Genomic DNA, 24,033 nt, shown 5'->3' on the forward strand with positions numbered 1-24,033 from the left:
GGGTTAAATTATATAGCCCCTTTTTTCTCGTAGAATAGGACTTAAATAATAGTTCAGTAAATCTAAGTCTTCATCATTTAATTTCATTTTGATCCTATCAATAACTTCAATGAATTCAGCTAATGGAATAACTTTTAGTAGCTTTAAATAATATTGTTCAGATGCGTGAGGTATGGTTTGTAAATAATATTCAAGAATCGCCCTACGTTGTGATTTATTCCATGTATCACTATCTATCAAAAAATAAGCAATATAATAATCTTTAGCTGTGATTGGATAATGTTCAAAAAGCCACTGCAAACGTGAAGAACGCTCTACTTTCCGAAATGCCAATTTTATTTGCTTGATTTGTTCCTGCAAACTTAAAGTCTCCATTTTTAGATACGCAACCATTTATGATTCTTTGAATTATATAAATCCTATATCTTAGACCTGACTTTGTCATGGCTTTCATGTAAAATCATCGGCAATTTTTATATAACACTTTGTGAGTTATTTCATGGGTTTTAATTGCGGTATTGTCGGCTTGCCGAACGTTGGTAAATCTACACTTTTCAATGCATTGACGAAAGCTGCTATTGCTGCGGAAAACTTCCCATTTTGTACCATTGAACCAAACACAGGCATCGTTCCAGTTCCAGATCCACGTTTAGACAAATTAACAGACATCGTTAAACCACAACGTGTGATTCCAACAACGATGGAATTCGTTGATATTGCAGGTTTAGTCGCTGGTGCATCTAAAGGTGAAGGTTTAGGTAACCAATTCCTTGCGAATATCCGTGAAACAGATGCAATTGCACATGTCGTTCGTTGTTTTGAAGACGAAAACGTGATTCACGTAAATGGTAAAATTGATCCATTAGATGACATCGCAACCATCAATACTGAACTTGCACTTGCAGATTTAGATACTGTTGCTAAAGCTTTGTTACGTTTAACAAAATCTGCAAAAGGCGGTGACAAAGAAGCCATTGCTGTTAAAGCAGTTTTAGAAAAAATTCAGCCATTATTGGATGAAGGTAAACCTGCACGTGCCGCAGACCTTGATGATGATGAACGTAAATTGGTTCGTGGTTTTGGTTTAATGACTTTAAAACCAACGATGTACATCGCGAACGTTGCTGAAGATGGTTTTGAAAATAACCCACATTTAGAAGCTGTGAAAAAGTTAGCTGCTGAAGAAAATGCAATTGTAGTACCACTTTGCAACCAAATCGAAGCTGAAATTTCATTACTTGAAGATGAAGATCGTGCTGAATTCCTAGAAGCTTTGGGCATGGAAGAACCAGGTCTAAACGTGGTCATTCGTGCAGGTTATGGTCTTTTGGGTCTACAAACTTACTTTACAGCTGGCGTACAAGAAGTACGTGCTTGGACTGTGAAAATTGGTGCGACTGCTCCTCAAGCGGCTGGCGTAATTCACACTGATTTTGAAAAAGGCTTTATCCGTGCTGAATGTGTAGCCTATGATGACTTTGTTCAATACAACGGTGAAAACGGCGCAAAAGAAGCTGGGAAATGGCGTCTAGAAGGTAAAACTTACGTTGTTCAAGATGGCGACGTATTACACTTCCGTTTTAACGTGTAATTTTCCGAACATTTAAGTTCAACAAAACCATCCTTGATCAGGGTGGTTTTTTTATTTTAAAGTCATTAAAAATCAAAATACTGTATTCGCTCACTTAAAATATTCAACACCCTCTCAAACTAAGCAGTATCGAACTAAAGGACAAAGATTTGCATAATCATAATTTTTGTTTAATAATGATTCTCATTATCAAACAAACACAGGGTTCAATTTAATGGCTTATACTCTTCCTCAACTCCCTTATGCATACGATGCACTTGAACCTAACATTGATACAAAAACAATGGAAATCCATCATACTAAGCATCATCAAACCTATATCAATAATATCAATGCTGCGATCGAAGGAACTGAGTGGGAAAAACTTTCAGTAGAAGAACTGGTAAAAAAAGTCAATGAAGTCTCTGCTGAACTTAAAAATAATGTAATCAACAATGCAGGTGGACATGCCAATCACAGTTTATTTTGGACAATCATGAGCCCTCAAGGTGGTGGACAACCTGTGGGTCAAATTTCACTGGCAATTGAGCAAGAATTAGGCGGATTTGATGCTTTTAAAGATGCTTTTACCAAAGCTGCTTTAACCCGTTTTGGTAGCGGTTGGGCATGGTTGAGTGTTACACCTGAAAAGAAAATTATCGTTGAAAGTAGTGCCAACCAAGATTCACCTTTAATGCATGGCAATACACCAATTCTAGCTTTGGATGTCTGGGAACATGCTTATTATTTAAAATATCAAAACCGTCGTCCTGAATATATTGGCGCATTTTTTAATGTGGTGGATTGGCAAGAAGTCAATCGTCGTTATTTAGAAGCTATACGATGAAATAGCAACCTCTAGCATGCCAAACTTTAATCATCCATTCTTAAAAAGGTTAAAATTCGCTCTCGGAATCTCAATCCTTTTCTTTGGACTAATTTTATTCTTCAAAGAATTTGTATTCTGAATAAACCGATCTATAAGTAAATGTGTATCAATAAGCCCCTTTAAATCAGTTTAAAGAGGCTTATTCAATTCAATTTTTTTATTTAGCATGCACTGTTTGTAAAGATTTTTCATCCATCGCATGACGTTGCTGTCTTGCCTCTTCTAACATTTTTGCTTGTAGATCTTTACGGAAACCCAATAAAAAAACAGCTTCAGCCAAAACAAATAATGGACCAATTGCTAGACCGACAAGATCATCGACAAATGCAGGCTTTTTCTTTTCATAGAAATGTCCAACGAATTGAAAAACCCAACCCACCACAAAAGTTCCTATACTGATTGTTAACCAAGCGCCCATGCCCAATTGTGCAATTTTATAGGCAAATGGATAGGCAATCGCATAAATTACCAGCATGAGTAAACCAAAGGCTTTATCTAAGCTAAAATAATAAATCACACTTAAAACCAATAAAATTAAGGCGAGTGTTATTTCAAAACCTGACACCAAAAAGCCAGCTCTTGCTGTTAAACACATGATTGAAAAAACAATCATCGGAATACCAATAAAATGCGTCAGTACATTTTTATGATCTAAATGATATGCCGCATATTGGCTTAATAGTTGTTCTAGCTTGGTCATTTACTACATCCTTGTTCGATTAATGTTTTAACTATATAAAAATTTCAAGTTATAAGTTGTCGGCTAGCTGACAAATACGATATTTTAAGCCCCAAAGTAATCAAAATTAAAAGGATGACTAGTGCTGAATTCAAAGGATATTGAATTACTCAATAATAATTTATGGTATTCGCAACTGCCTGAATTATTTAAACAGTTTATTCAGCAACATTCTGCATATCAAAGTTATGAACGTGACCAAGCGATTTTTAGATCTGGTGATACTTTCAATGGAATTTATGCAGTTTTAGAAGGTCGTGTTCGTTTAGGCTATATCGATATTGAAGGCAATGAATCTGTCGCTGCTATTGTTGAACCGATTATGTGGTTTGGGGAAATTTCTCTCGTCGATCAACAGCCGAGATCGCATGACGCCATTGCAGTGACAACTTGTAGAATTTTGCAAATTCCTGATCATGCCATTCAAAACATGCTCAACGAAATTCCGCAGTTTTGGTTTCATATCGCGCAACTTACCACTCAAAAGCTACGCTTGGCATTTTTAGAATTAATTTCAATTCAGACTCAGCACATTCAACAACGTTTGGCACAACGCCTTGTCTTTATTTTAAATGGCTATGGTAATCATGTGCAGATCGAAAATAACACCATTCACCTATCCCAAGAGCAATTGGCACTGATGCTGAAATGTTCCAGACAAACCATTAACCAAGAGTTACATACCCTTGAACAACAAGGCATTTTAAAAATTGCATTTAAAAAAATTGAAATTTTGAATATTGAACAGCTTTATCAGATTGCACAACATCATGATTAAGCATCTTTGAGTACAATATTTCTGTTTTACTGTAAGTGCTTATCTATCCACTCCATCTAAGCTAAACCATTATTTTAAATATAAAAATAATTTTATATCACAGCATAAATATCTTGGTATAAGTCCACGTAAAATATAAAACAATAAATTGATGACTTCAAAATAGTTACTTAATTCAACATTAAAAGATAAAAAAAGATGCATTAATCCTATAAATTGCTGCTTTAATTCACGATTACCCTCTTTTCAAATATTCTTCAAAATATTACATTCTCATTAGGCGCTAATGCCATCAAAAAACAAGTTGAAACGAATGAAAAAAATCACAACATACATCACAGCTGGATTATTTACTGTACTTAGCGCTTCTGCTTTTGCATGTCCTAAAGGTACGACATTGGTTGGCGGTACAGGTCCGAATCATAAAGGTGGAAAATGTGTTCCTGCATCTGGTGCTCCAGCTGCGACTAAAGCAACAACTACAGCAACTAAAGCAAAAGCGGATACAACGAAATCAAAAGAAAAAGCGACTACCGCAACGGAAGCAGTTGCTGAAAAACCAAATCAAGTCGCATCTAATGCAAAAGCTGACGCAACAGCTGCTAAATATAAAGCAACCACGACGACTAAGGCGATTACAGAGAAACCAACTCAAGCCGTAGCAAAAGCAGATGCCGCTGCAAAAGATAAAGCTGATGCAAAAGCCAAAGCTGATGCAAAAGCCAAAGCTGATGCAAAAGCCAAAGCTGACACAGCTAAAGCCAAACTAGAAGCAGAGAAAGCAAAAACTGTAGCTGCAAAAGATAAAGCAGTTAAAACTGCGACAACGAATCCTTTAAAACCATAAGTTTTAGATTTACAGATTTTCAATTAAAAACATGCTAATACAAAAATGGCGAGTTGAATGACTCGCCATTTTGCTAATTTAATCTTAAATGCTTTACTCTTAGAAGCTAAGAACCAGTCTATTAGAAAAGATTATTATTCGCCTTTGTATTGCCAAGACTTGGATTATCAATCGCCTCTTTACACTGTGCTTTATCACGCTCGTAATTAAGTTGATTTTTCTGCATTTGCTTATCTTTTTCAAGCGTAGATCGCGCCCATGTGTCTAAGCTGGTTAGTGCTTTTCGACATAAAGCATATTTACCTTCAGTCACTGAATCAGTCATTTTTACATTAATACGCCAGTCTGTACTTAACTTACGCACTGGTTTTCTGACATTATTTTCAATCAGATTCAATTGTTTACGATAAACAAAAGGATCAACATCATTGATGAGTTTCCACGCTGCATTGGCGTAGGCGGTCGCGTCATTGGTCAGTTTTGGTGCAGGCTTCACTTCATATTTAGGTTTTGCTTCGTCAGATGAATTACCACATGCTTGTAAACTCAATCCAGCGAGAATCAAAGCGATACTCAATAATAATTTCGACTGATTTGCGAACATAAAGTTACGCCTACTTAAACAATTCGGTACTATGCTAGTAAATTCAGGTAGAATACTCAATCTTGAATTTACCTTTTGTTTTATTCTGCGTTTTAGGTGTCCTGTGTCTGAGCACAATCCTCCAGTTCAAACTGCTGGCTTTTGGCAAGGTGCTAAAGATAGTCAAGCTATTATTTTTACTTACCTCCCCGTTTCTTTTGCCTTCGGCGTTTCTGCAACTCAGTTTGGTTTTAGTGCTTGGGAAGCTTTATTCCTCTCTTGTTCTATGTATGCGGGTGCGAGTCAATTCCTTGTTGTTGCTTTACTCGGTAGTGGGACTTCGATCTGGATGACTGCTTTGACCGTCATCGCTTTAGATATTCGGCATGTACTCTATGGTCCAGCCTTGCAAAATCTGATTCAAGAACGTTTAAATTTAAAGAAAACTGCAATTTGGTCTTGGGGTTTGACCGATGAGGTTTTTGCCGCAGGAATGATCAAACTTTCGCAAAGACGTCAGGAATGGTCAGAATCTTGGATGCTCGGCTTAAGTCTTTTTAGTTGGTTATCTTGGGCATTGGGTTCTTTTTTAGGTGGTTTATTTGCCGACCAAGTTAGTGATTTACCTCAATTCCTACAAGCTGCTTTAGACTTCCTACTTCCTGCACTATTCTTAAGTTTCTTACTTGCGGCCTTTGAGAAAAAGCATACTTTTGTCGTTGCTGTATCTTTGATTGTTTCTGCTTTGGCGTGCTATTTCATCAATATGTCTGCTGCGATTTTTATTGGTATTACATCAGGTATTTTAGCAGGGTTATTTAAGCATTATGTTTTAAAACAACAAGATGAAGTGAGTGTTTAACATGGATCTACAGATTATTTTAGTGGGCATCTTAGTAGGTATTGCAAATTTTGCATCGCGCTTTGGTCCATTTTATGTGATTCAAAAGAGTCAGAAAAACACTCAGAATCGTGGTGCGACATGGCTAAAAATCGCTTTAGGTAGTATTGGAATTGCAGCAATCAGTTCTATGCTTGTTGTTGCAACGCTTCCACCGTTAATAGAAACACCGAATAAAAGTTTTGCCATGTTGGTTGGTTTTATCGTTCTGACTGGATTATATTTTAAATTTAAACGTATTGTTTTAGCGACGTTGACTGCCGCTTTGGCGTATGGTGTGGTTTATACTTATGTACCTATTTAATTTACTTTAATCTTTCTAAGAGTTCATTGATTTTATGTGTTGAATCAGGTTCAAGCTTTTTATACCTTACACAAGCCAATTTTATATAAAAATTACAAGTTTCCTTACTCACAATAACAGTATCTTCTTCCTTAGGAGAATAACCTGTAGCGAATTCAACACCATTGAAATGAAACTCATCATAATAACTATCCATATCACCAAAACTACAATAATCTCCATCCGTACTCAATGAGCTACCATCTACCAATAATTCAATAGCATAGATGAAATGTCCATCCTCAAACATACGTTCAAAATACGATATAACAATCCAATTTAATCCATTATCTAAATCAACCTGATTAAATAAATGCTTTTCATTTTTTTAAATAATTTGAACATATAAATTTATATTAACCTTCAATAACTTATATAAAACTATAAACTTCATTATTCCAACTGAAAAATTATCATTACCGATTCTACAGGGAAATGCAAAACCAATTTATTAAACAAACATATTCAAAAATAAAAGCTAAATTGAATATTTTAAATATCATGAATTCTCGTACCTACTCCACTGTTAAACAATATCATTATTTTATGTCAATCAAGCATTAATCCAGCTCAAAGTTCTGCTATGCTTAAAACCACTAACCCAAAGCATGGAAGAAAAGCATGAGCGTTACCCTTGGCACTCCACTTCAATCATCTGCGTTTAAAGTTTTACTGTTAGGTTCAGGAGAACTCGGTAAAGAAGTGGTGATTTCACTACAACGACTTGGTGTAGAAGTTCACGCGGCAGACCGCTATGAAGATGCACCCGCCATGCAAGTTGCTCATTTCTCTTATGCCTTAAATATGGCAGATCCTACAGAATTAAAAGCACTGATTGAAAAAGTAAAACCCAATCTTATTGTTCCTGAAATTGAAGCCATTGCAACACAAGTCTTAGTCGAAATAGAACAAGAAAATATTGCGACCGTGATCCCATCTGCAAAAGCAGTAAATCTCACCATGAACCGTGAAGGCATCCGTCGTTTAGCTGCTGAAGAACTTGGATTACCAACCTCTGCTTATCGTTTTGCCAGCACTTTAGAAAGCTTCCGTGCAGCTTGTGATGACATCGGTTATCCAAACTTTGTAAAACCTGTGATGTCTTCTTCAGGTAAAGGACAATCACGTGTCAAAGAATATGCTGAAGTCGATGCGGCTTGGGAATATGCGCAAACAGGCGGTCGTGTAAATCAAGGCACTGTAATCGTTGAATCACAAATTGATTTTGACTTTGAAATTACGCTACTTACAGTTCGTTCAAAAAATCCTGAAACAGGTGCAATTGAAACCTCATATTGCGACCCAATTGGACACCGTCAAGACTCAGGTGACTATGTTGAAAGCTGGCAACCTCAAGCCATGACCGAGGCTGCATTGGAAGAAGCAAAACGTATTGCCAATAAAGTGACTGTAGCCCTTGGTGGATGTGGAATCTTTGGGGTAGAACTGTTTGTAAAAGGCGACAAAGTATGGTTTAGTGAGGTATCACCTCGTCCACACGATACTGGCTTAGTCACACTTGCATCACAATTCCAAAGTGAATTTGAACTTCATGCACGTGCGATTTTAGGTTTACCAGTGAATACTGAACGTCATAGTGTTGCAGCCAGTGCGGTAATTTATGCTGGAAAGGATGCGAATAATCTTTCCTATTCTGGCTTAAATCTTGCATTACAAAATCCTGCGACTGATTTACGTCTATTCGGAAAGCCTGAAGGATTTAAACGTCGTCGTATGGGCGTAGCAACAGCGCGTGCTGAAACAACAGATCAAGCGCGTGAACTTGCACAAGAAACTGCTTCAAAAGTCATTGTTAATTAGTCGTTTAAGACTTCCATAATTAACCTATAAATTTGCGGACAATAGATTCATGATCAACACCTCTCCACTGTTGGAATATGTAAACGACACTCACGACATTAAGATACTCAATCAATGGCGTACCGATGTCGAGCAACAGTTAACAGAGGCGTATGATCATGGCACGTCGATACGTGAAATTGTTCGCACACGTTCAAACCTTGTCGATGAAGCCTTGACTTACTTGTGGAAGCGTTCAGGGCTTGATCAAACTGATTTGGGTTTATTTGCAGTCGGTGGTTATGGGCGGCGTGAAATGTTGCCCTATTCCGATGTCGATATCATGATCTTGTCAGAAGAAGATCTTTCTGCTGAACAAGAAAAAGTTGTGACGGATTTTATCTCAACACTTTGGGATGTCGGTAATTTTAAACCTGGTATCAGTGTTCGTACCATTCGTTGTTGCTTTGAACAAGCAACTAGTGATTTAACGGTTGCGACTTCGTTGATCGAAGCACGTTTAATTACAGGCAACTCTCATCTTTCCAAATGGCCACGTCGAGTCGTGTCACAAACGTGGACAGATAAAACCTTTTTCGATGCGAAAATGGCTGAACAAGCGCATCGTTATGCGCAACACAATAATACTGAAAGCAACTTAGAACCTGATATTAAAAATGCGCCAGGCGGAATCCGTGACATTAACCAAATTGGCTGGATTGCCAAACGTCATTTCCGTGTCAATCGTATTTATGACCTTGTCCATTTAGGATTTATTTCAGAGTTTGAATTGGGCGTACTCGAAGAAGCAGAAAACTTCCTTTGGGAAATTCGTCATCATTTACATCGTTTAACGAAACGTGATGAAAATCGCTTATTATTTGATTATCAACGCGATATAGCAGCAAAATTCGGTTATACACGTACCGAAGAACAACACCATAATTATCCAATTGAACAATTCATGAAGCGCTATTATCGCACAGCGCAACAGGTTTCAACCTTAAATGAAATGTTATTGGCTTATTTCAATGAGTCGGTCATTACGCCACGTTTGCCTGATTATGAGCGACAAATTGAAAATATTAACGAACATTTCAAACTGGTTGATGGCAAGCTTGCAGTTCAACATCATAAGATTTTTTCTGAAAATCCAAGTGCAATTTTAGAAATTTTCTACATCATGGCGAATCGTCCTGAAATCGAAGGAATTCGTGCGCGCACTCTACGTTTGCTCACTTTAGCTGCCAAACGTATTGACCAAAATTATAGAAATAATCCTGCGCATCAAGCTTTATTTATGGCGATTATTCGTTCTCCATACCGTTTATATGAAACGATGGTGGCAATGAAGCGCTATGGTGTTTTAGGCAATTATATTCCTGCTTTTGGGCAAATCATGGGGCTGATGCAATATGACTTGTTCCATATCTATACCGTTGATGCACATACTTTATTGTTGATTCGTAATTTAAATCGCTTTAAAGAACCTGAATTTGCCAAAGACTACCCTGTTGTCAGTTCTGTATTCCAACGTCTTGTTCGTCGTGACATTGTATTTTTAGCTGCGATATTCCATGACATTGCCAAAGGTCGTGGGGGTGACCACAGTGAGCTTGGTGCTGTAGATGCAATCGAGTTCTGTGCCGCACATGGTTTTACTGAACGTGAATGCAATCTGGTTGCCTATCTGATTCACAACCATTTACTGATGTCGATGACGGCGCAGAAAAAAGATATTTCTGACCCAGATGTAGTCAAAGAGTTTGCTGAAAAAATTGGAGATATGGAGCATTTGGATTATCTCTACACATTAACTGTAGCAGATATTAATGCGACCAACCCTAAGCTGTGGAATACGTGGCGCTCTTCACTAATGCGCCAACTTTATACACATGCACGTGATGTAATCCGTTCTGGTCTGGGTCGCCCTGTCGATTATCAAATGTTAATCGAAGACACTAAATTTGCAGCCAGTGAAAAATTAGTCGATGAATTTCCACTGGATCAAGTCGAAAAAGTTTGGCAAGAATTGGGTGATGAATATTTCTTAAAAGAATCTGCCGATGAAATTGCATGGCATACCCGCGCCATTTTACAGCATGGTGACAACCCTGCACCATTAGTGCTCATGCGACCGCACCGAAAAGCAGCACAAGATGCTGTGCAGATCTTTATTTATACTCAAGATCAGCCAAATTTATTTGCAACAACCGTGGCGATTTTAGACCGTATGAACCTCGATGTTCAGGATGCACGAATCATCACTGCGACCAAAGCTTTTAGTTTGGACACTTATGTGGTCTTGGATCGTTTCGGTACTTTAGTAACTGACCGTGAGCGTGAAGAAACCGTGAAAGATGCACTTATAAAAGCCTTAAGTGAGTCTGATAAATATCCAGGTTTAATGCAACGTCGTATTCCACGTCAACTGCGTCATTTTGATATTGAAAATACTGTCGATGTAACACTAAATGATGTCTTGCAACAAAACATGGTAGAAATTTCCACCCTTGACCAACCTGGTTTATTGGCTCGCATTGGTGGTCTATTTATGATGCAAGGTTTAGATATACATTCTGCTAGAATTGCGACACTCGGTGAGAAAGTAGAAGATATTTTCTTTGTCACCAAAAAAGATGGTAAACCCTTAAATGATGAAGAAGTTGAAGCCTTTAGCGCAAAATTAAAAGCCGCTTTAGATGAAGCCTCAAGTCAAATTTTTGAGCAACATTAATTTTCACCTATTTTTAATCATTCAATTTATTGTGGTAATTGTTTCATGAACTCTAGTTTGTCTTTATTACATCCTTATCCTTTTGAAAAATTAACTCAACTTTTTCAGGATGTAAAACCTGCAGATTTGCCTTTGATTCCACTCTCAATCGGTGAGCCAAAGCACCCTGCACCTGAGTTTGTGAAACAAGCTATTATTGATAATTTTCAACATCTTTCAACATATCCAAATAGCAAAGGTTTGCCTGAACTGCGTCAAAGCATTGCCAATTGGTTAAGCAATCGTTTTAAATTAAATTCGATCAGCGCTGAAGATCATGTTATTCCTGTAACAGGTACACGTGAAGGTATTTTCTCTTTTGTACAAGCTTTGATTAACCGTGAAGAAACACCTTATGTGGTGATGCCAAATCCGTTTTATCAAATCTATGAAGGTGCAACACTTCTTGCTGGAGCTAAACCTTACTTCATTAACTGTACTGAAGAAAATCACTACCTTGGTGATTTTGATGCAGTCCCTGCTGAAGTATGGGAAAAAACCGCATTGCTTTTTGTCTGCACACCAGGTAATCCAACTGGTGCAGTGCTGTCAAATGAACAGTTTAAAAAATTAATTGCACTCTCTGACCAATACAACTTTGTCATTGCATCTGATGAATGTTATTCAGAATTATGGTTTGACCAAGCACCTGTCGGTCTTTTAGAAGTCTGCGCTGAAATGGGTCGTGACGATTATAAAAACTGTATCGTTTTCCACTCCCTCTCTAAGCGTTCAAATTTACCAGGTATGCGTTCAGGCTTTGTTGCGGGTGATGCGAATTTACTCAAACCTTATTTGAAATTCCGTACTTATCACGGCGCTGCAATGCCTGTTCAGCACCAACTAGCATCAATCGTGGCTTGGAATGATGAAGCACATGTTGAAGAAAATCGTAAATTGTATCGTGCCAAATTTGAATTATTTCAAAATGAACTCGGACAACTTTTACCATTACAAAAACCTGATGCAGGCTTTTATTACTGGCTAAAAGTCGATCATGATGAGAACTTTGCCAAAATGCTTCTGGAGAAAGCAAATATTAAAGTACTTCCTGGTCGTTATCTTTCTCGTGAAACGGAACAAGGTAATCCTGGTGAAGGTCATGTGCGTATGGCTTTGGTTGCAGATATTGCACAATGTGAAGAAGTTATAAAACGCTTAAAAGCGATTTTATAATGCCAATTTAATCGTCATTTAGCTATATAAAAAAATGCCCCGATTTTTGGGGCATTTTCTTATCCGTCACGTATTAAAAATCAAAAGTTGCACCTATTTTAAATGTACGTGGGTCACCCAATGATAAATAAGAATAATCATTTACTGATGCTGAAGCCCAGTAATCTTTATCAAAAACATTACTCACTGAGAAATTTAATGTCGTTGGTACATTTTTAAATTGAGTCTTGTAGCTCGCACCCAAATCCACACGTGTCCAATCATTCAATTTTAATGTATTGGCATTATTTGCATAAGTAGAGCCTGTATAAACCACACGACCATTCACACTTACATCTTGTTCAATTGGCAATTTCCAATCTGCTTCAACGTTGGCTTGAAACTCAGGAACACCAATAACGCGATTACCATTGTATAAGCCTTGGAAAGTATCCTTCTGTTTCGTATCAATCCAAGTTGCTCCACCTAAAAGTTTCACAGAATCTGTTAATTGCCCATAAGCATTAAACTCAATACCTTGATGAATATTCGTTGCTTGGCTCAATTGTGGAGTACCCGCAGTATTCACAGAAGCCTTTTGACGATCTGTGTAGAAATAACTTAATCCACCGCCGATATGATCATTTTCATACTTTAAGCCCAGCTCTTTCTGCTTAGAAACAAAAGGATCGGCAATAAAATTATTCCCAACACTATCCTGAATTGCATCGCCTTGGACGAGTGCTTCAATATAGTTTGCATAAACCGCCACTTCAGGTGTCAATTTATAACTTACACCTAAAGCAGGTGTAACTTTATTTTCACTGATGTTGTACTTATATGTCCCGTATGAATAAACGTCTTGATCAATTTCTTGATAACGAGCACCAAGCATGACTGTTAAGCGATCATTCAATGCAGAAATATTATCACCTAAAGCTATACTTCTTAGCGTGCTTAAACCTGCTTTTGGATATGTACCAGCAGCCCCTAACCATTTGTCAATTTTAGAATCTGATGTATAAATAGGGTTATAGAAATTATCATCTAAACTTGTTGCATAACCATAACTATAACGTTTATCTGCACGGTAAATTGAACTAGAAGCCACGACGTTATGCTTTAATGCACCTGTTTCAAATTTCGTCTTTACACCAATTTCAGCAGTTTGATTGGTATCTTTACGAGGAATTGTAGAAGCTGATAATTTTGTCGCTCCTGTTGCCGTATTGCTTAGTTGCTGACTCGAATAGACACCATCTTCTTCAGTTTTTCGGAAACCATAAGCAGCATAAGCTGTTGTTGCATCGCTCAAATCATACTCAGCACGGAAACTGCCAAACAAATCCTCCTCATTAGAATATGTCCATGATTGACCATGATAATTCGCATATTGTGAGGCACTTGGAAGTGAAGTCACAGCATTGGTTAAACGTAAACTTGGGCGATTCGATTTCAAACGGTTATTGTTATACCCCAAATCACCTGAAAGACGTAATTGATCACCTTTATAATCCATTGCAATCGATGCTAATCCCAATGAATTATCTTCTTTGTCAATTTCAGTATTTCCACCACGGTATGCAGCATTAACACGGATACCGAATTTATCATCTTCACCGAAACGTCTTGCGACATCCGTAGAAAGATAACCACCATTAAAATCTGTACCTGCACTCACACGATTGAGTGGCTCATTTCCAGCTCGCTTTGGTAAGAGGTTAATTGAACCACCAATTCCTGTCCCGCCAGGTATTGCACCATTTAAAAATGCTGAAGCACCTTTGAATACTTCAACACGTTCAAAAAGTTCAGTTGGAATATATTGACGAGGTAAAATCCCATACAATCCGTTATAAGCAGTATCATCAGATGCTAAGATAAAACCACGGATGAAATAAGCTTCTTGAAAATTACCAAAACCTTTTGCAGTTCGTACAGCTGAATCAGCTTGTAAAACATCACCTACACTTTCTGCTTGGCGATCTTGAATATATTGATTGGTATAGCTTGTCAAACTAAATGGTGTATCTAGATTATTTTGATTTCCAAATACGCCCACCTTACCACCTGTTGCGACTTGACCACCTGCAAATTCTGGCGTTAAACCATCTGCAGATGCATCAGCACTGGCTTGAACGGTGATCGTACTCAATTGTTGTGTATGATCACTTGCAGAAGTGCTAGAGGAGTTTCCAAGTTGTTCTGCATGAACAACTGCTGTATTGGTTGCAAGTGCCATGAGCATAATCAACGGTTTAATTTTTAACATGGGAGGTCTAAAAGATCAGAAATTTAATCGACACAATATTAAATGATAATGATTTTTATTTAAACCTTTATTATCCTTTATATGTTCATCTATACCACACTATAACCAAACTCAAGCTTATACCCTTACAACACTAGCTAAAGTATAACCCTGCTTTTATTGAACAGAACTGTTAAGTGTCAACACTCCTTGATATAAGATGATTCTTTCACCCTACGCTCAAACTTTATTCCTTAAAACTTAAGTAATATCCTCTTGACCAATGATTCATCACTTAGACATACTGAGCTATCTTGGTTTATTTAAAAGTTAAAAATGACTTTGCATGATCCTTTGCAGAAAAAAAGCATAAGTTCAAAAGTATGGATCGCTCTTATTGTGATCATTTTAGCTTTTATTATTGCTTTAATTGCTTATAAATTTTCTAATAAAAAAGCGTCTGATACGCAGAATACTACAGCCACAGAAACAGCAAAACCTGCTCTCACTGTGACAGTCACTCAGCCTGAAATACAAAACTGGCAACAGAGTTTAACTGCCAATGGCAATATTGCAGCGTGGCAAGAAGTCGTAATCGGAAGTGAACTTTCAGGACAACGCATTACCAAAGTCAATGTCAATATTGGCGATACTGTCAAACGTGGTCAAGTTTTAGCAGAGATCAATAATGAAAGTATTCGTGCAGATTTAGCCACAGCGAAAGCCAATTATGCAGAAGCCAAAGCAGTTCTTGCCGATGCAAGCATTAACAATCAAAGAATTCAACAACTTAAAAACACAGGTGCAATTTCTCAACAAGAAGCGACTAAATACCTAACCTCACAAAGTACAGCACAAGCCAAATTAGATGCGGCTAAAGCGCAAATCGATAGTAATCAAATACGCTTATCTCAGACGCAAGTAATTGCCCCAGACAACGGTGTGATTTCAGCACGTGCTGCAACAGTCGGCTCTTTGGCACAAACTGGGCAAGAAATGTTTCGTATGATTCGTGACGACCGCTTGGAATGGCGTGCAGAAGTCACAGCGACTGATCTCTATAAATTAAAACAAGGCAATACAGTTCAAATTACTTCACCTGACCCAAACCGTCCAAAAGTCACAGGAACAGTCAGAATGATTGCACCTGTGATTGATCCTCAAACACGTTATGGTCTGGTCTATGTGGATATTCCAAATACAGATGCAGTTCGTATGGGGATGTTCGTGAAAGGTGAATTTGATCTTGGAGAAAAGTCTGCGATCACCGTTCCACAAACAGCAGTGTTGCTTCGTGATGGTTTTTCTTATGTGTTTATAATCGGTAAAGATCATCGTGTTACTCAACAGAAAGTAACCCTTGGTAGACGCTTAAATGATCGCGTTGAAATTTTAGATGTAGCAGAAAATGTCAAATTAGTCGCTACAGGTACGGGGTTCTTAGCCGATGGGGATTTGGTGAAAATTGGGCAAAATATTCCTGATACCCCACTCAGTAAACAACTTGTGACGACACAGGAGAAATAGGATGAATTTCTCCGCATGGTCTATTCGCAATCCAATACCATCGATTTTATTATTTATCATGCTGGGTTTGGCAGGATTACTTTGTTTTAAGTGGATGAAAGTCCAACATTTTCCAGACATTGAATTGCCAATGGTCACAGTGAGTGCAGCCCTACCAGGTGCAGCTCCACCACAGCTGGAAACCGAAGTTGCGCGTAAAATTGAGAATTCAATCGCCACGATTCAAGGCTTAAAAAATCAATACGCCAGTATCAAAGATGGTGTGGTTACGATTACTGCTGAATTTCAACTGGAAAAGCCGCTACAAGAAGCCGTAGATGATGTTCGTAATGCTGTTTCTCAAGTCCGCTCTGATTTACCCGCCGATCTTCGTGATCCGATTGTCAGTAAAATCAATCTTTCAGGTTCACCCATTTTAACCTATACCATTCAATCTCCTCGAATGGATGAAGAGGCACTGTCTTGGTTTGTAGACTACGATGTGGCTCGAACCATGCTCAAAGTTAAAGGTGTAGGTGCTGTTTCACGTGTTGGCGGTGTCACACGGCAAGTTGATGTTGAACTTGACCCTGAAAAATTACTGGCTTTAAATGCAACAGCGACTGATGTCACCCGCCAACTGCGCCTAGTACAACAAGAAGCTTCTGGTGGACAAACCAAGATCGGCGGAAGTGAGCAATCCATTCGTACCATTGCGACTGTAAAAACAGCGGCTGAAATCGCGGCAATGGAAATTCCGCTCAGTAGTGGGCAACATGTCCGTTTGGATCAAGTTGCGACTGTACGAGATGGACTTGCGGAGCGGAGATCTGTTGCGCTGTTGAATGGTCATCCGGTGATTGGATTTGAAATCACCCGAAGCAAAGGTGAAAGTGAGGTAGACGTCGAAATAGGCGTCAAAGAAGCCTTAGATAAACTTAAAGCCACCTATCCAGATATCCAAATTACGGAAGCATTTAACTTTGTAAATCCAGTTAGCGATAACTATAAAGGCTCAATGTCGTTACTATATGAAGGTGCGATTCTTGCGATTTTAGTGGTTTGGTTATTTTTAAGAGATTGGAGAGCCACAATCATTGCAGCTACAGCGCTTCCACTTTCAATCTTACCTGCTTTGATTGGAATGTATTATCTTGGCTTTACATTAAACACAGTTACCCTGCTCGCGATGTCACTGGTCGTAGGGATACTGGTTGATGATGCCATTGTTGAAATTGAAAATATCATACGGCATTTGCGGATGGGGAAAACGCCCTATGAAGCTGCGATGGAAGCTGCCGATGAAATCGGTTTAGCCGTGATTGCAACGACATTTACACTCATTGCAGTTTTCTTACCCACCGCATTTATGAGTGGAATTGCGGGGAAGTTTTTTGTCCAATTTGGTTGGACTGCGGCTTTAGCAATTTTTGCTTCACTCTTAGTTGCACGATTACTCACACCGATGATGTCTGCTTACTTTCTCAAACCGTGGATTAAACCTCACGGGGAAACAGACACGATTGAACAAACACCACAAAATGAACAAGAACATATAGTTTCAACTGATCAAGGTGAAAAGGAATTAGCTCAAGATCGAAGCAAAGATGGGCGTGTCATGCGTACCTATATGAGTATGGTGACATGGTGTATTCATCATCGATGGATCACATTATCTGGCGCTATTTTATTCTTTATTGGTTCTATCTTACTTATTCCACTTTTGCCAACAGGCTTTGTTCCACCTCCTGATACTGGACAAACTCAAGTTCGTGTGGAGCTTCCACCAGGATCACAGTTTGCAGATACACTGAAAGCTGCAGAATATGCACGTAGTTTAATTAAAGCAAATAGCGAAGTTAAAAGCATATACACCACTATTGGTGGTGGTTCAGCGGGTACAGATCCTTTTGCTGGTGGAGCATCCAGTGAACCACGAAAAGCAACGCTAACGATCCAACTTACAGACCGTTCTGACCGTTCAGTAAGCTTACAAGAAATTGAAAATGATTTACGTGAACACCTCGTTGTACTCCCTGGTGGACGTATAGAGGTAGGCATTGCGGGTAATAATAGTCAATTTCAAATTTCACTGTCTGGTGATGATTCTGATACGCTCATCGCGACAGCACGTCAACTTGAACGTGAAATTCGTACAATCCCCAATATTGGGAGTATTACATCGAGTGCTGCGCTAATTCGTCCTGAATTAGTGATTCGTCCAGACTTTGCTAAAGCTGCGGATCTTGGCGTAACCACTCAAAATATTGCGGAGACTGTTCGTGTTGCGACAGCTGGTGATTTTGATCAAAATCTTGCGAAACTCAACCTTTCTCAACGTCAAATTCCGATTGTGATTAAACTTCCTTTAGCTGCACGCCAAGATCAAGATTTGATTAAGCGCTTGATGATCAATGGTACTAAAGGCCCCGTAATGCTAGGGACTATTGCGCAAGTCGAAATTGAAAGTGGTCCCTCACAAATTGATCGCTTTAACCGACTACGTAATATTAATTTCAGCATTGAGTTAAATAATCAGCCTTTGGGTGATATTGCTGCTGCTGTTGATCAGCTTCCAACCATGAAAAATTTACCACCTACAGTAAAAAGAACAGATATAGGTGATGCAGAAGTTATGGCAGAATTATTTGCCAGCTTCGGTTTAGCCATGCTCACAGGCGTACTATGTATCTATGTAGTCTTGGTATTATTATTTAAAGACTTTTTACAACCCATCACTATCTTAGTTGCATTACCCTTGTCACTCGGCGGTGCTTTCGTACTCCTTCTATTAGCTAAAAGTAGTTTTTCAATGCCGAGCCTCATTGGTTTAATTATGTTGATGGGAATCGCCAGTAAAAACTCCATTCTCCTTGTCGATTATGCAATTCTCGCCAGAAACGAACGCCAATATTCACGTTTCAATGCCCTACTCGATGCCTGTCATAAACGAGCACGTCCTATTATTATGACAACACTGGCAATGGGTGCAGGTATGTTACCGATTGCTTTAGGAATTGGAACTGACCCGAGCTTTAGAGCACCTATGGCGATTTCTGTGATTGGTGGTTTGATCACCAGTACGTTCTTATCACTTTTGGTCATTCCAGTTGTCTATACATTTATTGATGACATTAATAATAAAATTCATGGTTTTAGAAAAACCAAACCCAAATTACAGTCATCAACAGATTAGAACTTGACTTAGAATGAACCCCAAGAAATTAAAAAACTCGCTTAGGCGAGTTTTTTTGTAAGGTGAAGATATAAAAATGCTTGATTCAAAAATATGTCCTCCTCTTTCACTCTAATGATAAATAAAATCTCATCCCCAAAGTTTCAATCTACTTGTTTTAATATTTTGCATATAGTAATCATCATGCTCTTAAATATTATTATAAACAACGAAAACTAATGTGTACCAGACTTTGAATCTTGTTGTAATACATCAAAAATTGAGACTTGTGTTGGGGTTTCAATATTATGATTTTGAATATAAATATGCCCAACTTTAAATGTCACCGCAGTAAAAAAACATGCAACTAGGCAAAAAATCCATAAACCGTATGGGCTTTTGATATGTTGAGAACCACATTTAGGACAAACTTTTTCAGTCGAACTAACAGCTTCATTACAGCATGCGCAGTGATATTGTAGAATCATCGTTATATCTCCTTTTTGTGCGCTATTATTGTTTTTATTTATTACAATAAGATTATATCCATTAACCAAATGTAATTTTTTACTTCATAATTTAGTGTACATGATTACTTTATTTTGACAAGTCTTATTTGTTTCAATTCATTTTTCAATAACTTCATAAACTTAACAATACTACAAGCATCAATGAATCACTAATTTCCTTGTAAATCAAGGTTCTACATATAAAATTTAAACCAGAAATAAATAGAAACAAATATCACTTTTTCACGATATAATTATTCAATATATTGGCAAGCTTGGGGGTTTATTGTGGTTCAACTGATAAAAAAAGGTGGTCTGAGAGAACGTGCGAATCGTAGCTCAAAATATTCTCAATCTGAAAATAATATCAAGACTCTAGACCCGCATCGTTATAACAATCAACTTCAAGACGCTGAAAAGCAAGCTTTAGTTCCAAGCTCAAACGCTGAAAACAATCAAAATACTAAGCCAGATTAAACATTTTCAACACATCTACCCATAAGAAAATTGCGAATAGTAGAAAAAAACTTCCTGACAAAATATCAATATAACTTCCTGATTTTTGGTAAATTGCCTTGATCTTTGGGATTGACATAATCAGCATCAATAAACTAAAAACGAAAAAAGTTTGAATCGGAATAATCACAGCCAACTGTGGTTTAAGGTTCATTCCTGCTGTCGAACTCAAAGCCAATGAAAATACACTACTGAAATAAATCACAATTTTGGGATTGGCTAAGTTGGTATATAAGCCCAATAAGAAATAATTTTTGGGCTTTTCTTCAATCTGACCATCAAGATTTGTACTTTGTTTTAATGATGCAATTCCGCCTTTCAACATGCCGTAGCCCATTTTTGCTAAAAAGAATCCACCAATAAGCATCAGAACTTGCTGAATCCATGGCCATTGTTCAAGTAATACGGTAAAACCCAATAGCGTTAACGCAACCCACACCACAACACCGACAGAAATGCCTAAAATAATTTTTAATGTATTGGCACGTGAGGTCGACGCAGCACTTTTCGCAACAAGTAGTACATCTGGGCCTGGACTGAGTTGAGCAATAAAGTGTAATGCGCAAATGGTCAGTAACATTGACATAATAAATACGAATAATCTTAAATCATCAACGCAATATTATACTGTTTGATCAAATCAATAGTGAGAATTCACAGTGTTTTAAACATAAAAAAATGCAAAAAAAAAGCTGAATCATGAGATTCAGCTTTAAAATTACGACAAATATTATTTTTTATTGACATCTTTAAATTCAATTTGCTTATGTTCTGGTTCAACTTCATGCGCCTCTCCATCAATAATGGTTGACCCACGATTGTTAGGATTGCCTGACTGTTGATTTTGCATATCTTGCATTTGACGCATTAAATCTGCAAATGGGTTTTGACCTTGAGCACCGCCCATGTCACCCATATTGCCCATGCCACCCATCATATTGTTCATCATGGCTTGCTGTTTCTTCGCCATGAAGCTCATGCCTGCTTTTTTAATCATGTTTTGCACAGGTGGAAGTAACATTAACAATGCCAATACATCGGTAATTAAACCTGGAATCATTAAAAGAATGCCTGCAAAAGCTGTTGCCATTTTTTTGGCAATCGTAGGATCATTCCCCATCATTCCTGTCATTTGCATTTGTTGCAATTGCGGCATAATGGTTGCTGTACTTGAACGCAATAAATTTAAACCAATGAAAAATGCAATCAAGAACCAAAAGAAAACGTACCAACCACTGGTAAATTGAGCAACCCCAATCCAAACAGCGATTTCAAGAATAGTACCAATCAAAATAATAGGAAAAAGTTTCATCGAAACAATGCATCTCAAAGATTAAATAAAATTTAGTATGAAAATTATATGAAAAATATAAATTTCATTGCTTTATCTTTTATATGGGCATTTCAAAACTTTTAAAGGGCTTATTTTAGTTTTTCCGCTTTTTATTGCTTTTGCCATTCGTTTTCAGTGGTTTTATAGAACAAATACAATGCCGTCACGGTACCGATTGGAAATAAAAATAATAGGATTACTGCAATAAATTTGGATATATTTCGTCCTCGCGTCGAACCTTGTGCAGATTCATTTGAAGCAACGAAATGTAAATACATCATCCAACCGAATAAAACCAGTAAGACTAAAAAGACCAACAAAGCATCAAGATCGAACTTACTCAATATGCCAAAACCTAGAAAAATCAAACCTAAGCTATAGATCAAAGCAATCATTCGATGAATCCAATACACTTCTTTATTTTTAATATTCATCTCAGCCTAAATCATTTGAATCCCAATACTTTGCACGGCGATTATACAATGCCTATAAATTTCTACTTACATTTTATTTTTGGAATCATATAATTGATTCAATATTTACGATAAGCAGTATTATGCCTTTAATTATTGGAATTGACCCAGGTTCACGCTTAACTGGTTATGGCATCATTGAAAAAGATGGTCAAAAACTCACATTTGTTGATGCTGGAACAATTCGCACTGAAACCACTGAAATGCCTGAACGTTTAAAGCGTATATTTGCAGGTGTAGATCGTATTGTTAAATTTCATGGACCAACAGAAGCTGCTGTAGAACAAGTGTTTATGGCGCAAAATCCCGATTCTGCATTAAAACTCGGGCAGGCACGTGGTGCTGCGATTGCGGCTTTGGTCAATTTAGATCTACAGGTGGCTGAATATACAGCCCGTCAAATCAAACAATCCGTTGTAGGTTACGGCGCTGCGGACAAAGAACAAGTGCAAATGATGGTCATGAAATTACTGAATCTTTCAATTAAACCACAACAAGATGCAGCTGACGCACTTGCCGCTGCCATTTGTCATGCACATGCTTCGGGCAGTATGAGTAAACTTGCTGTATTAAATGCTTTAGGTGGGATGGCACGTGGTCGTAGCCGTAATAGCAGTCGTAGACGTTAGTTTTAGCAATACATCTGAAATGCCTAAACTAAATAAGCTGCACTGTCTTTTTTCACTTCACGAATGCTCGGTTGCTTTGAATAGGTTGCAATGAGCATTTTTCCAGAAGTTCGTAAATTTTTCTTCTGTTCAGGATCAATACGAATCAATACCAATTCTTCTGGAATACGTTGATTAGCAATTTCACGACAAATGATGAAATTTTGGTTACGTTCAACCACTTTAAAGTTAGAAAATTCTTTTTGCAGTTTTTCTTTAAAACTTAAATTTTTACCTTCTTTCTTATCACTACCGATCTGCGTATAAATAATCATCAGCACACATGCGGCAAAGACAATTCCAACCACTAGATATTTTTCTAACATTCTATTTTACTCGAATATACTTTTGCTGCGCTTCATTGTAATGGTACACATGCGTTGCATGAATAGGAACAATTTTAGCAATATCATCCTGATAAATTTGTTGAGTTCCTGAATAATGGATTTCAATATCATATAAACCATCATGTTCGGTGTCTAAAAAACGATAATCACCTTGGGTATTATATATTTTGTCGCTGCCTGTCACTTCATTGTCATTACTAATTTCGGCAACTTCAAATTTATTCATCTTCGGATTTTCATCAAACGGAGTAATAAATAATTTTGTATGAGAATAGCCTTGTCGACTATATTCTTGTTCTTCAACATAACCTTTAATTTCAGGTCCTACCTTGCGAATATTTTTAATGATGTCTTCAACAGGATATGGTTGAAAATTAAAATCACCTTTAAACCAACCATTTTCATCTAGGCTTCGACTGATTAATTCAAATTTTCCATTTTCATTTTTTCTAAAAAGATAAAACTGTGTAAATGTTGCACATACTCCACAAAATTTAAGTCGAGCATCTTCTTTATCAATTAATATTTCTGTCGTAGAGATCAAATAACGAGCTTCATTTTGTACATTTTGAAAAGTTTTAGCTGGACTAAAAACGATGACAGCATCATCATTTTCATCTATCCCTACTTCACTGGCATTTTTAATCCCAACATATTGAACTTTCTCATGCTCAAGTTCAGGAATTTTGACGTATTGAATATCTTTCTGATAAAACGCCATCATCACCGTTTTAAAATCTAAATCTTTCAATACAATGACATTATTTTTCTTCTCGATTTGAGTTGAAATTGGTTGTGCTATTGCTGATGGGCTAATAGCACTGATCAAAATTAATACCAGTAAAATTTTATTTATCATAAATAAGCATTATTC

General features: G+C 37.5%; 22 protein-coding genes and 2 pseudogenes. 13 read left to right on the forward strand and 11 right to left on the reverse strand.

Annotation, left to right across the window (positions count from 1 at the left end):
* Positions 1-3: 3 nt before the first annotated feature.
* Positions 4-393, reverse strand: coding sequence for a hypothetical protein (locus tag EXE10_RS04460; RefSeq protein WP_130112495.1), 390 nt, complete (start codon positions 391-393; stop codon positions 4-6).
* Positions 394-499: 106 nt separating this feature from the next.
* Between EXE10_RS04460 and ychF the strand changes: the two genes are divergently transcribed.
* Positions 500-1,591, forward strand: coding sequence for a redox-regulated ATPase YchF (gene ychF, locus EXE10_RS04465; protein WP_130112496.1), 1,092 nt, complete (start codon positions 500-502; stop codon positions 1,589-1,591).
* Between the two features lie 214 nt (positions 1,592-1,805).
* A complete protein-coding gene (locus EXE10_RS04470; RefSeq protein WP_130112497.1) occupies positions 1,806-2,417 on the forward strand; it encodes a superoxide dismutase in 612 nt (203 codons plus the stop codon).
* Between the two features lie 199 nt (positions 2,418-2,616).
* On the opposite strand, the gene EXE10_RS04475 is transcribed toward EXE10_RS04470, so the two are convergent.
* Positions 2,617-3,159, reverse strand: a complete 543-nt coding sequence (locus EXE10_RS04475; protein WP_087551717.1) for a DUF962 domain-containing protein — start codon at positions 3,157-3,159, stop codon at positions 2,617-2,619.
* Between the two features lie 121 nt (positions 3,160-3,280).
* On the opposite strand from EXE10_RS04475, the gene EXE10_RS04480 reads away from it, so the two are divergent.
* Both EXE10_RS04480 and EXE10_RS22125 read left to right on the forward strand, forming a co-directional pair.
* A complete protein-coding gene (locus EXE10_RS04480) occupies positions 3,281-3,976 on the forward strand; it encodes a Crp/Fnr family transcriptional regulator (RefSeq protein ID WP_130112498.1) in 696 nt (231 codons plus the stop codon).
* Positions 3,977-4,289: 313 nt separating this feature from the next.
* A pseudogene (locus EXE10_RS22125) lies at positions 4,290-4,619 on the forward strand (hypothetical protein); the annotation flags it as partial.
* Positions 4,620-4,944: 325 nt separating this feature from the next.
* On the opposite strand, the gene EXE10_RS04490 reads toward EXE10_RS22125, so the two are convergent.
* Positions 4,945-5,427, reverse strand: a complete 483-nt coding sequence (locus tag EXE10_RS04490) for a hypothetical protein (RefSeq protein ID WP_130112500.1) — start codon at positions 5,425-5,427, stop codon at positions 4,945-4,947.
* Positions 5,428-5,530: 103 nt separating this feature from the next.
* Between EXE10_RS04490 and EXE10_RS04495 the strand changes: the two genes are divergently transcribed.
* Entirely contained in the window at positions 5,531-6,268 is a 738-nt protein-coding gene (locus EXE10_RS04495) for an AzlC family ABC transporter permease (protein ID WP_130112501.1), read from the forward strand.
* Position 6,269: 1 nt separating this feature from the next.
* Positions 6,270-6,611 (forward strand): L-valine transporter subunit YgaH, encoded by a 342-nt coding sequence (gene ygaH / locus EXE10_RS04500; RefSeq protein ID WP_130112502.1) that lies wholly within the window; start codon positions 6,270-6,272, stop codon positions 6,609-6,611.
* 1 nt (position 6,612) lies between these two features.
* On the opposite strand, the pseudogene cdiI reads toward ygaH, so the two are convergent.
* Positions 6,613-6,957, reverse strand: a pseudogene (cdiI, locus tag EXE10_RS04505) (ribonuclease toxin immunity protein CdiI); the annotation flags it as partial.
* Between the two features lie 314 nt (positions 6,958-7,271).
* Between cdiI and purT the strand changes: the two are divergent.
* From purT to dapC, 3 genes are read left to right on the forward strand one after another with little or no spacing between them, the layout of a single operon-like run.
* Positions 7,272-8,471 carry a formate-dependent phosphoribosylglycinamide formyltransferase gene (gene purT, locus EXE10_RS04510; protein WP_130112504.1) on the forward strand — a complete coding sequence of 400 codons (1,200 nt, stop codon included), beginning with the start codon at positions 7,272-7,274 and terminating at the stop codon, positions 8,469-8,471.
* 49 nt (positions 8,472-8,520) lie between these two features.
* On the forward strand, positions 8,521-11,187 hold the full coding sequence (glnD, locus tag EXE10_RS04515; RefSeq protein ID WP_068974519.1) for a [protein-PII] uridylyltransferase: 2,667 nt from the start codon (positions 8,521-8,523) through the stop codon (positions 11,185-11,187).
* A gap of 45 nt (positions 11,188-11,232) precedes the next feature.
* Positions 11,233-12,402, forward strand: a complete 1,170-nt coding sequence (gene dapC / locus EXE10_RS04520; RefSeq protein WP_130112505.1) for a succinyldiaminopimelate transaminase — start codon at positions 11,233-11,235, stop codon at positions 12,400-12,402.
* Between the two features lie 73 nt (positions 12,403-12,475).
* On the opposite strand, the gene EXE10_RS04525 is transcribed toward dapC, so the two are convergent.
* A complete protein-coding gene (locus EXE10_RS04525) occupies positions 12,476-14,653 on the reverse strand; it encodes a TonB-dependent receptor (protein ID WP_130112506.1) in 2,178 nt (725 codons plus the stop codon).
* A gap of 315 nt (positions 14,654-14,968) precedes the next feature.
* On the opposite strand from EXE10_RS04525, the gene EXE10_RS04530 reads away from it, so the two are divergent.
* Together EXE10_RS04530 and EXE10_RS04535 are read left to right on the forward strand one after the other, a co-directional pair.
* Entirely contained in the window at positions 14,969-16,159 is a 1,191-nt protein-coding gene (locus EXE10_RS04530; RefSeq protein WP_130112507.1) for an efflux RND transporter periplasmic adaptor subunit, read from the forward strand.
* A 1-nt stretch (position 16,160) separates the two neighbouring features.
* Complete coding sequence (locus tag EXE10_RS04535) at positions 16,161-19,334, forward strand: efflux RND transporter permease subunit (RefSeq protein ID WP_130112508.1); 3,174 nt, start codon at positions 16,161-16,163, stop codon at positions 19,332-19,334.
* 215 nt (positions 19,335-19,549) lie between these two features.
* Here EXE10_RS04535 and EXE10_RS04540 read toward each other — a convergent pair whose 3' ends face one another.
* Positions 19,550-19,801, reverse strand: a complete 252-nt coding sequence (locus EXE10_RS04540; protein ID WP_068974514.1) for a hypothetical protein — start codon at positions 19,799-19,801, stop codon at positions 19,550-19,552.
* A gap of 309 nt (positions 19,802-20,110) precedes the next feature.
* Here EXE10_RS04540 and EXE10_RS04545 point away from each other — a divergent pair, with 309 nt between their 5' ends.
* Positions 20,111-20,299, forward strand: a complete 189-nt coding sequence (locus tag EXE10_RS04545; protein ID WP_087554065.1) for a hypothetical protein — start codon at positions 20,111-20,113, stop codon at positions 20,297-20,299.
* Here EXE10_RS04545 and EXE10_RS04550 read toward each other — a convergent pair.
* The 3 genes from EXE10_RS04550 to EXE10_RS04560 all read right to left on the reverse strand — a co-directional run bounded on the left by EXE10_RS04550 (position 20,286) and on the right by EXE10_RS04560 (position 22,105).
* On the reverse strand, positions 20,286-20,924 hold the full coding sequence (locus EXE10_RS04550; protein ID WP_068974512.1) for a LysE family transporter: 639 nt from the start codon (positions 20,922-20,924) through the stop codon (positions 20,286-20,288). The two genes, EXE10_RS04545 and EXE10_RS04550, sit on opposite strands and share 14 nt — an antisense overlap.
* A 144-nt stretch (positions 20,925-21,068) precedes the next feature.
* On the reverse strand, positions 21,069-21,650 hold the full coding sequence (locus tag EXE10_RS04555; protein WP_068974511.1) for an FxsA family protein: 582 nt from the start codon (positions 21,648-21,650) through the stop codon (positions 21,069-21,071).
* 131 nt (positions 21,651-21,781) lie between these two features.
* Positions 21,782-22,105 carry a hypothetical protein gene (locus EXE10_RS04560; protein WP_130112509.1) on the reverse strand — a complete coding sequence of 108 codons (324 nt, stop codon included), beginning with the start codon at positions 22,103-22,105 and terminating at the stop codon, positions 21,782-21,784.
* A 122-nt stretch (positions 22,106-22,227) separates the two neighbouring features.
* On the opposite strand from EXE10_RS04560, the gene ruvC reads away from it, so the two are divergent.
* Entirely contained in the window at positions 22,228-22,773 is a 546-nt protein-coding gene (ruvC, locus tag EXE10_RS04565) for a crossover junction endodeoxyribonuclease RuvC (RefSeq protein ID WP_068974509.1), read from the forward strand.
* 23 nt (positions 22,774-22,796) lie between these two features.
* Here ruvC and EXE10_RS04570 read toward each other — a convergent pair whose 3' ends face one another.
* Both EXE10_RS04570 and EXE10_RS21420 read right to left on the reverse strand, forming a co-directional pair.
* Positions 22,797-23,138, reverse strand: coding sequence for a hypothetical protein (locus EXE10_RS04570; protein ID WP_130112510.1), 342 nt, complete (start codon positions 23,136-23,138; stop codon positions 22,797-22,799).
* A gap of 1 nt (position 23,139) precedes the next feature.
* Complete coding sequence (locus EXE10_RS21420; protein ID WP_165382981.1) at positions 23,140-24,018, reverse strand: hypothetical protein; 879 nt, start codon at positions 24,016-24,018, stop codon at positions 23,140-23,142.
* Between the last annotated feature and the right edge of the window lie 15 nt (positions 24,019-24,033).

It is taken from the genome of Acinetobacter sp. WCHAc060033 (assembly GCF_004209125.1).
Taxonomy (GTDB): Bacteria; Pseudomonadota; Gammaproteobacteria; order Pseudomonadales; family Moraxellaceae; genus Acinetobacter; species Acinetobacter wuhouensis.